The following is an 8,399-nucleotide window of genomic DNA, read 5'->3' as shown; positions in this document are numbered from 1 at the left end:
TCTTAATTTATTGAGGGAGGGAGGAAATGAGATGAAAGAAGGAAAACAGCCGTTATCAGTGCAAAAACCGCAGGTATTTCACCAAAAAAAGATTGCGGAACAAAAGCAGAAAAAAGGAATGTCCGAAGGGCAACTGGTCTTTATCGGGGTTGCTTCCATCTTGGGAGCGGGATTTTTTTTGACGACAGCCACGACGATCCGTGAAACAGGGATCTCCATTTTATTGTCTTATTTGGTTGGAGTTTTTGCTGTTTGGGCCATTTTTGACTCTTTGGGTGCCATGATTGTGACGGAATCCGGCTCTCAGGGCTCATTTATTTATTACGTTGAAAAGTATCTTGGAACTTTATTTGGTTTTACTGGCGGTTGGATTTATTGGGCGGCAGGAGTTTTGGCAATGTCCAGCGAGATTACGGGGATCAGTATCTTTACACAAAAATGGCTGCCTTCTGTTCCGATCTGGATGCTCTCAACGATATACACTCTGTTGGCGCTGGGGATTAATTTGATTGGCATGAATAATTACGGGCGGATCGAATCGTTTTTTGCTGTGGTAAAAACGGCAGCTTTGGTCATCTTTATCGGTGTTGTCTTTTATTTCATCCTTGGTGGACGGGTTGCCGCGCATGCGCATTTTACCCGGACGGATCAATGGTTTGCCCATGGCCTGCCCGGATTTTTAACAAGCTTGAGCATGATGTTTTTACCTTTGGAGGGATTGTGGCCACGGGAATGGCTTCGGCCGAGGTTGAAAATCCGAGGGTGATTCCGTCAGCTTTTCGTAAAATTGTCCTTCTTCTGGCTGTTTTATATCTGTTGTCTCTTTTTGCCATCCTCTATGCCATCCCGCTGACCAAAATCGTGGAAAACCAAAGTCCGATGATAACGATTTTAACCTTGTTACGCATCCCGTATGCTGATGCTGTCCTGAATCTCATCATGATCTTGGCAGCCTTTTCAACGGCTATTGCCGCCATGTTTGGCGTCTCTCATATTTTGGTCAGCCTCAGCAAACGGGAAGAAGCTCCTTCCTTATTGGCTAAAATAAATAAGCGAGGCGTTCCTTTTCCCTCGCTGATCGTGACGACGATCTTTGTATTTCTGTTCATTGTCGCTTCTTACTTTTTGCCTGGTTCCATTTATGAAATTCTGACGACCTCTGCAGGTGTGGTCTATTTGTTTTTGTGGGGCATGATTCTGTACACATACCTGCGTTTTCGCCGTTTTCAACAAGAGTCAGCCAATGAACAGGGCAAAGTCTGGGGAATTCCCTGGCGTTTTTGGCTTGCCATCCTGATTTTGACAATTGCGCTGGTCGGGAGTGTTTTTGATTACAAGCATTTGATGAGTATGCTGATCAGTGTCGGATTTGTGCTTATCGCCGGCTTTTCTTACTTCATCCTCATCAGGCGCAAAGGGACGAGGGCAGCCGAAAAACTGCGGTAAATGGATGCGGTGCGCCTCGGCATTTTATCCAGGGATTGTTTTGGTTTGGTTTCCGGATTTCCATCCTCAATGAATTTTGAACAGCTCCCGTTCCACCTCCTGAACATCCCGGGCACGTGTTGATTCAATCCGGCAAAATCAATGCGCACCCGGTTTTGTTTCGGTTGCAGCAGTTTTGATGCCCTCAGAGCCGGATCAGCGGGCATTTTATGAAGCTGACTGGGCAAGCTCCCCTTTTTCTTCTTTGAGCATTCTTTTTTCGAATACCTTAAAAAAGGGATAGTAGATGAGAACGGAAAGGCAGATATTAACCAGGCACAAAACGATCGCCCGCCAATCTCCGCCGGTTGCCAGATACGCTCCGATTGGGGCAGGTAATGTCCAGGGTGGAATGGTGGCCACGCGGTTAATCAGATCGAGAGAAAAAGCGATATATGTGGTTGTCGTGCAAACGATGGGAACCAAGACAAAAGGGATGAACATCAGCGGGTTCATCACCATCGGCACACCGAAAACGATCGGTTCATTAATATTGAAAATGCCGGGTACAATCGAAAAACGGCCGACTTTCTTTAAGTATGAAGATTTGGAAAAACACATGAGGATTGCAAGGCCGATGCTCGTTCCCGATCCTCCGATCCAGACGAACCATTGAAAAAACGGTTCGACAATCAGATTGGGCAGCGCTTTGCCGGCAGCGGCAGCAGCGGCATTTTGATCCAGCAGGGCAAACCAGATCGGTTGAAAAACGGTTCCGACCACCGCATCGCCGTGAATACCGGCCGACCAGAGCAGCATGATGAAAATGACCGGAACCAAGGCGCCGAGATAGCTGTTTCCGGCAAAGGCGGCCAGCGGTTTGAAGATTGCGTGCAATACCTCATTTAAATCAATTCCAAGCCAGACGCGGATCACCCACATGACAACGATAATAAATGCTGCGGGAATCAGTGCCTCAAACGAGCGTGAAACCGAACTGGGCACGGAATCGGGCATTTTGAGCGTGATGCGATGTTTCTTGAAAAATCGCAGGCTTTCAACTGCGATCAGCATTGCCAAGATTGACATAAACAGTCCCGAACCGCCTAGGTTTTCCATGGGCAACAGCCAACCGAGCGGCTGGTCTTTCGGCAATTTGTCATCCAGATTGACCGGAATTGTTGCCATGATAAAGGTCACCATCGTCAGCATGCCGCCGGAAATGCCGTCCAGTTTGTAGGAGCGGGCCAAGCTGTATCCCATGCCGAAGGAAGCATAGAGGGCCATTAATCCGAGTGTAAGACGGAACGGGATTAAAATGTCATTGGTGTACGGCTCCACCATCTTCGCCAGACCGGGAATGGGAGGATTGGCGATAATCAAGAAAAAAGCACCGACGAGAATAAGGGGAAGAGCAGAGATGATTCCGTCCCGAATGGCCCGCAAATGCCGCACTTCCGAAAGGCGTGCAAGAGGAGGCATCAACTTAGAATCAATCCATTGCAAAAATGTTTCCATAAAAAACCTCCTGGTGTTATAAATGTGACACTAGTCTGAAATATAACCGTTTACAATTTGAATATAACTTATCGGGCAGTAGTTGTCTATACCAATTTTTGTTATAATAAAAATTTTTGTTATAATAAAAATTGTTCAGATATTTTTTGCAAGGAAAAAAATGCCCCTTAAATGACGTCAGATGGGAGAGAAAACAGGCGATGTCGGAATTGGACAGACTGGAGACGGAAAAACGAAATCCACGTACAATGGATATTGATGAGTTGGACAGTTTTGAAGTTGTCAAACGGATCAACGAAGAAGATGCGCTGGTCCCCGGGGCGGTTGCCGCTGCGTTGCCGCAGATTGCACGGGCGGTGGATCAGATTGTGGAGGCGATTAAAAAAGGGGGGCGTCTGATCTATATCGGTGCCGGAACGAGCGGGAGAATCGGGATTCTCGATGCTTTGGAATGTCCGCCCACGTTTGGTACGCCGCCGCAATTGGTTCAGGGGATTATCGCCGGGGGAGCGGGTGCCGTTGATACATCCTGGGAAACTGCAGAAGACCAGTATGATCTTGGAAAAAACGATCTGCAGGAAATACGTCTGACGGACAGGGATATCGTGGTCGGAATCGCTGCAAGCGGGCGCACACCGTATGTGATCGGTGCCCTTCAATATGCAAATGAGGTGGGAGCAACCAGTGTCGCCCTTGTTTGCAACCCCGGCACAAAAATGGAACAGGTGGCTAAGCATACGATTTGCGTTGTGACCGGCCCGGAGGTGGTGACCGGTTCTACACGCATGAAAGCGGGTACTGCGCAAAAAATGGTCCTTAATATGCTGAGCACGGCAACCATGATTCGCCTGGGTAAAGTTTATCAGAATTTGATGGTGGATGTGGAACCGCTCAACCATAAGCTGATTGAGCGATCGAAAAACATTGTGATTGAGGCGACCGGTTGTACCAGAGCGGAAGCGGAGAAAGCGCTATCAGAGCAGAACGGGAATACCAAAGCGGCCATTTTGCAACTTTTAACGGATCTCTCCCCCGATGAGGCGGTCCGGCTTTTGGAATTACATGACGGAGTCTTAAAAAAAGCACTGGCAGCGGTGAATAAAAACTGAAAATAAAGATCAGCAATCCATACGGCGGACAGCCGATTTCTTTTATCATGATGGAGGGATGCTTGTGCGAGTGCTGATGGTTTGTGCAGGCGGAATGTCGAGCGCCATCGTGGTCAAAGCCATTAAACAGGAGGCGGATAAACAAGGATTTGCTCTGGAGATCAAAGCGGTCGGCACCCACGAATTTGAAAATGAATTGCCCGGGTATGACCTGGGGCTGGTGGCTCCGCAAGTAAAGCATCGTTTTTCCACTTTTGCCGAGATCGGCAAGCAGTTGAATGTACCGGTTGTTTTGATTCCACCTACGGGTTATACGCCGATCGGCGCCCCGAAAGTACTTGAACTGATCAAGAGTTATGCCGAAAGTAAATAAATGTCCTGATCTCTTAGTTGAAGGAGAAAGATGATGAATCTGGAACAAGAAATCTTCAATATTATTCTGCATGCCGGAAATGCGCGCGGGCTTGCTTATGAAGCGCTGGAGGCAACAGAAACGTTTGATTTTGACAGAGCTGATCAGTTGCTGAAACAGGCCGAAGAAGAATTGGAGAAAGCCCATGAGACGCAGACGAAATTGATTCAGGCGGAGATGAACGGGACCACGTTTGAAAAATCATTGCTGTTGATACACGCACAAGACCATTTGATGACGGCGGTAAGCGAGCAAAAGCTGATTGAGCGGATGATCCGGGTAATCAAAAAATTGAAGGAGAGCCGGTAACTTGGCAACCATTCAAAGCGGTTTTGCAGAAAGAGGGGAAAAACAATGAAACGGTTGGGTGTGTCGATTTATCCGGAACATTCCACCCCTGACCGGGATCAGGCGTATTTGAAGCTGGCGCATGAGTACGGATTCAGCAGGGTGTTTTCCTGCCTGCTGTCCGTTCAGGGAAACCGGGAAAAAATTCTCGCCGATTTTAAAGAAACCGTTGCGTATGCGAATCGGTTGGGAATGCAAGTGGTTGTCGATATTGCTCCCCGCGTGTTTCAGGCCTTGAAAATCTCTTACGAAGATCTGTCATTTTTTAACGAGCTCGGCGCGAGCGGAATCCGGTTGGATCTCGGCTTCACCGGCCGGGAAGAGGCGGCGATGACGTACAATCCCTACGGTTTAAAAATTGAACTCAATATGAGCAACGGCACCCGTTATCTTGAGCAGATTCTCAGTTATCAGCCGAAACGGGAAAATTTGCTCGGCTGTCATAATTTTTATCCTCACCGTTATACCGGCCTGGCGTATGATCACTTTCTCCATTGCAGCTGGCAGTTTAAAGAGAAGGGGATTCGCACCGCTGCCTTTGTGTCCTCGCAAGCGGCTTCGTTCGGTCCCTGGCCGGTAACCGAGGGCCTGTGCACGCTGGAAATGCATCGAACCCTGCCGGTCGACGTGCAGGCCAAACATCTTTTTGCCACCGGAGTCATTGACGATGTCATCGTCGGAAATGCTTATGCGTCTGAGGAAGAACTGCGAGCGCTCAGTCAAATTGATCCGGACCGGCTGACGTTTACTGTTCAGCTGAACGAAGGGATCACGGAGTTGGAGCGGAAAATCGTCCTGGAAGAGCCTCATTTTTATCGCGGGGATGTTTCCGACTACCTCATCCGCTCAACCCAAAGCCGGGTAAAATACAAAGATGTCCCCATTCCCCCGCATCTCACTGTCGAAATCAAGCGCGGCGATGTGCTGATTGACAACGATCTGTACGGACAGTATAAAGGCGAATTGCAGATTGCCCTGAAGCCGATGAAAAATGAAGGAAAAACCAACGTTGTCGGGCGAATAGCCGAGGAAGAGCTGATTTTGCTGGATATGTTGAAACCGTGGAGTCCCTTTCGGTTTGAACATAAAAAGTAGGTGATCCGGATGCCGTTTGTGATTGGGGTCGACGGAGGCGGAACGAAAACCGAAGCGGTGGCTTTTGATTTGAGCGGGAGGGAACTGGCACGGTCACGCAGCGGATTTGCCAATGTTCTGGTTGATCCGGAACGGGCGATCAAGCATATACGCGAGGCGATTGAGGGGTGCATCCATCAAGTAAAGGATCGGTGCCTTTATCTTTATCTCGGGCTGGCGGGAATTGAGAGCGGCACTTGCCGTGCGGAACTGGAAAAGATGCTTCGCGAGCGTTTTGCCATCCCTTTTTCCATCGTCAATGATGCGCAGATCGCCCATGCAGGAGCCTTGAGGGGAGGGGACGGCATTTTAACCGTTGCCGGCACGGGTTCCATCTGCTTTGGGGTGAAGGAAGGCGTTCAGGCGGTGACAGGAGGATGGGGAAATTTGCTGGGAGATGAGGGAAGCGGTTACTGGATTGCGATTCAGGCGTTGCGCCGCATTATCGCTGAAGCGGAACGGAACCTGCCGCACAGCCCGCTCAGCCGATGTTTGTTGGATGAAATCGGGGTGAAAGAGGCGGAGGGGTTAAAATCATTTGTTTATGGAGTGACGAAGGCGGAGATTGCCGGTCTGGCACCAATCGTCGCGAGACAGGCCGATTCGGGTGATGAGGCTTCTGCCGCGATTTTGCGCCGCGCCGGGAGGGAGTTGGTGCAGATGACGCTGCGCTTGCGGGAAAAGCTGGGGTTTGGTGACGATGTTTCCATTGCCGTCGCCGGCAGCATTCTTTGCCGGATTTCCCATGTCAGGGAAACGTTTCTGCGCGAAATCAGGCAATCCATTGTGAATGCCCGCGTCGCAATCGCAGGGGAATCAGCTGCCAAAGGGGGATATTATCTGGCCATGAGAAGACTTGGGGAGAGAGGATGATCAGGTGGCGCTGGCAGTTGGTTTGATGTCGGGAACCTCACTGGACGGGGTCGATGCCGCATTGGTGGAAATTGAGGGAAGCGGACTTGCAACGAAAGTAAAACTGATCCATTTTCTCACCCTGCCCATTCCCGATGGGCTGAAACGGGAAATTCGCGCCTGCTGTGAAGTGGACCGCTCTTCTGTTAAGCTGGTTTGTAGTTTGAATTTTAAGTTGGGGGCTCTGTTTGCGGAGGCAGTGAAACAGGTTTGCCGTGAAGCCGGGGTGGACTTGGAGGAACTTGCATTTATTGGTTCGCATGGACAGACTGTTTATCACATCCCCAAATCCGATGGTTCTTTTGTCCGCTCTACCTTGCAAATCGGGGAACCCGCTGTGATCGCCTATGAGACAAAAACCAAGGTTGTAGCCAATTTCCGGGTAATGGATATGGCGGCAGGCGGGGAAGGGGCGCCGCTTGTACCCTATACCGAATTTCTGTTGTACCGGTCCGGGCGTGACCGAATTTTGCAGAATATCGGCGGGATCGGAAATGCCACCGTCATTCCCAAAGAGGCCACGCTGGATGAGGTGTTTGCTTTTGACACCGGGCCGGGCAACATGATCATTGATGAGATTTGCCAACGGTTGACCGGTTTGCCCTGTGACCGTAACGGAGAGTGGGCGGCCAGGGGAAAGATCCACAAGCCTTTGCTGGAAAGGCTCATGAATCATCCCTTCATCTCTGCTCCCCCGCCCAAATCGACAGGGAGGGAGGTGTTTGGCGCCCCTTATGCAGAGGAGCTGCTCAAAGAGTGGAAAGGGTTGCAGGCAGAAGATTGGCTGGCGACGGTTACCCTGTTTACCGCCCGCTCCATCGCAGAAAATTATAAGCGATTTATTTTTCCGATGTATCCGGAAGCTGAAATCATTATCAGCGGCGGGGGAAGTTATAATCCTACCCTTTTGCGAATGTTGAAGGAATGCCTGCCCCATCATCGCGTGTTAACCCAGGAAGATTTGGGGTTTTCCTCCGCGGCCAAGGAAGCGGTTGCTTTCGCCGTTTTGGCCAATGAAATGCTGCACGGTTTGCCGGGAAATGTGACCGGCGCAACCGGGGCGGAAAGAAGGGTCGTGCTCGGATCCATCACTCCGGTTCCATATTGAACCGGGAGAAAAAATAAGAATGAAACGGGCGGAGCGAAAAGAGGAAAACAGCTGACAAAACGTTTGCGCGCCTGTATTTTATTTCGCTGAGTTTGAATTTCGGCTGAGCTTGACTCAACAAGGAGGCGGTTAGAGCCGGCCTGGACATTACTTTCCTGAAAGCCGAAGGGATTTGGGCCTGTTGGTTCCATCAAGAAGCCTTGTCCAGGCCGCTCGCTTATTTGCAGAAAAAAAGCGTATTCTGTTCTTGATGGTTTTACTTATAAATTTTATTAAAACCATTGACATCTAAAATTAAATTTGATAAAATGATTTTCGTCGCTGCGAAACGCGGTTGAGAAAAAAGAATTTCGATGTGTTCCTTGAAAACTAAAGAGTGAAGCATGACCTGTTGATTCTTTTTGAGCTAGATCTTTATCGGAGAGTTTGATCC

General features: G+C 49.5%; 7 protein-coding genes and 1 pseudogene. 7 read left to right on the top strand and 1 reads right to left on the bottom strand.

Annotated elements, in window-relative coordinates; translation table 11 throughout:
* The first annotated feature begins 31 nt into the window (after nt 1-31).
* Nucleotides 32-1,446 (top strand): annotated as a pseudogene (locus JG50_RS21125) (amino acid permease).
* A 207-nt stretch (nt 1,447-1,653) separates the two neighbouring features.
* On the opposite strand, the gene JG50_RS0115135 reads toward JG50_RS21125, so the two are convergent.
* Nucleotides 1,654-2,943 carry a PTS sugar transporter subunit IIC gene (locus JG50_RS0115135; RefSeq protein WP_033101967.1) on the bottom strand — a complete coding sequence of 430 codons (1,290 nt, stop codon included), beginning with the start codon at nt 2,941-2,943 and terminating at the stop codon, nt 1,654-1,656.
* Nucleotides 2,944-3,143: 200 nt separating this feature from the next.
* On the opposite strand from JG50_RS0115135, the gene murQ reads away from it, so the two are divergent.
* The 6 genes from murQ (at nt 3,144) to anmK (ending at nt 7,966) form a co-directional block, all read left to right on the top strand.
* Complete coding sequence (gene murQ, locus JG50_RS0115130) at nt 3,144-4,052, top strand: N-acetylmuramic acid 6-phosphate etherase (protein ID WP_033101966.1); 909 nt, start codon at nt 3,144-3,146, stop codon at nt 4,050-4,052.
* 64 nt (nt 4,053-4,116) lie between these two features.
* Nucleotides 4,117-4,425 carry a PTS sugar transporter subunit IIB gene (locus JG50_RS0115125; protein ID WP_033101965.1) on the top strand — a complete coding sequence of 103 codons (309 nt, stop codon included), beginning with the start codon at nt 4,117-4,119 and terminating at the stop codon, nt 4,423-4,425.
* Nucleotides 4,426-4,458: 33 nt separating this feature from the next.
* Entirely contained in the window at nt 4,459-4,773 is a 315-nt protein-coding gene (locus JG50_RS0115120; protein ID WP_198056597.1) for a PTS lactose/cellobiose transporter subunit IIA, read from the top strand.
* A 45-nt stretch (nt 4,774-4,818) separates the two neighbouring features.
* The gene (locus tag JG50_RS0115115; protein WP_033101963.1) at nt 4,819-5,907 is read left to right on the top strand and encodes a DUF871 domain-containing protein; all 1,089 of its coding nucleotides are present in this window, start codon (nt 4,819-4,821) and stop codon (nt 5,905-5,907) included.
* Between the two features lie 9 nt (nt 5,908-5,916).
* Nucleotides 5,917-6,819, top strand: coding sequence for an N-acetylglucosamine kinase (locus tag JG50_RS0115110; RefSeq protein WP_033101962.1), 903 nt, complete (start codon nt 5,917-5,919; stop codon nt 6,817-6,819).
* Nucleotides 6,820-6,823: 4 nt separating this feature from the next.
* The gene (gene anmK, locus JG50_RS0115105; protein WP_268745630.1) at nt 6,824-7,966 is read left to right on the top strand and encodes an anhydro-N-acetylmuramic acid kinase AnmK; all 1,143 of its coding nucleotides are present in this window, start codon (nt 6,824-6,826) and stop codon (nt 7,964-7,966) included.
* The last annotated feature ends 433 nt before the right edge of the window (nt 7,967-8,399 follow it).

The sequence above is a fragment of the Thermoactinomyces daqus genome (genome assembly GCF_000763315.1).
Lineage (GTDB): Bacteria > Bacillota > Bacilli > Thermoactinomycetales > Thermoactinomycetaceae > Thermoactinomyces_A > Thermoactinomyces_A daqus.
This window is presented reverse-complemented; position numbering and strand designations above follow the sequence as displayed.

Bases quoted from the DNA above. Each gene is read 5' to 3' on its own strand.
- JG50_RS0115110 (WP_033101962.1), top strand. From the start codon at position 5,917: ATGCCGTTTGTGATTGGGGTCGACGGAGGCGGAACGAAAACCGAAGCG.
- murQ (WP_033101966.1), top strand. From the start codon at position 3,144: ATGTCGGAATTGGACAGACTGGAGACGGAAAAACGAAATCCACGTACA.
- JG50_RS0115120 (WP_198056597.1), top strand. From the start codon at position 4,459: ATGAATCTGGAACAAGAAATCTTCAATATTATTCTGCATGCCGGAAAT.
- JG50_RS0115115 (WP_033101963.1), top strand. From the start codon at position 4,819: ATGAAACGGTTGGGTGTGTCGATTTATCCGGAACATTCCACCCCTGAC.
- JG50_RS0115135 (WP_033101967.1), bottom strand. From the start codon at position 2,943: ATGGAAACATTTTTGCAATGGATTGATTCTAAGTTGATGCCTCCTCTT.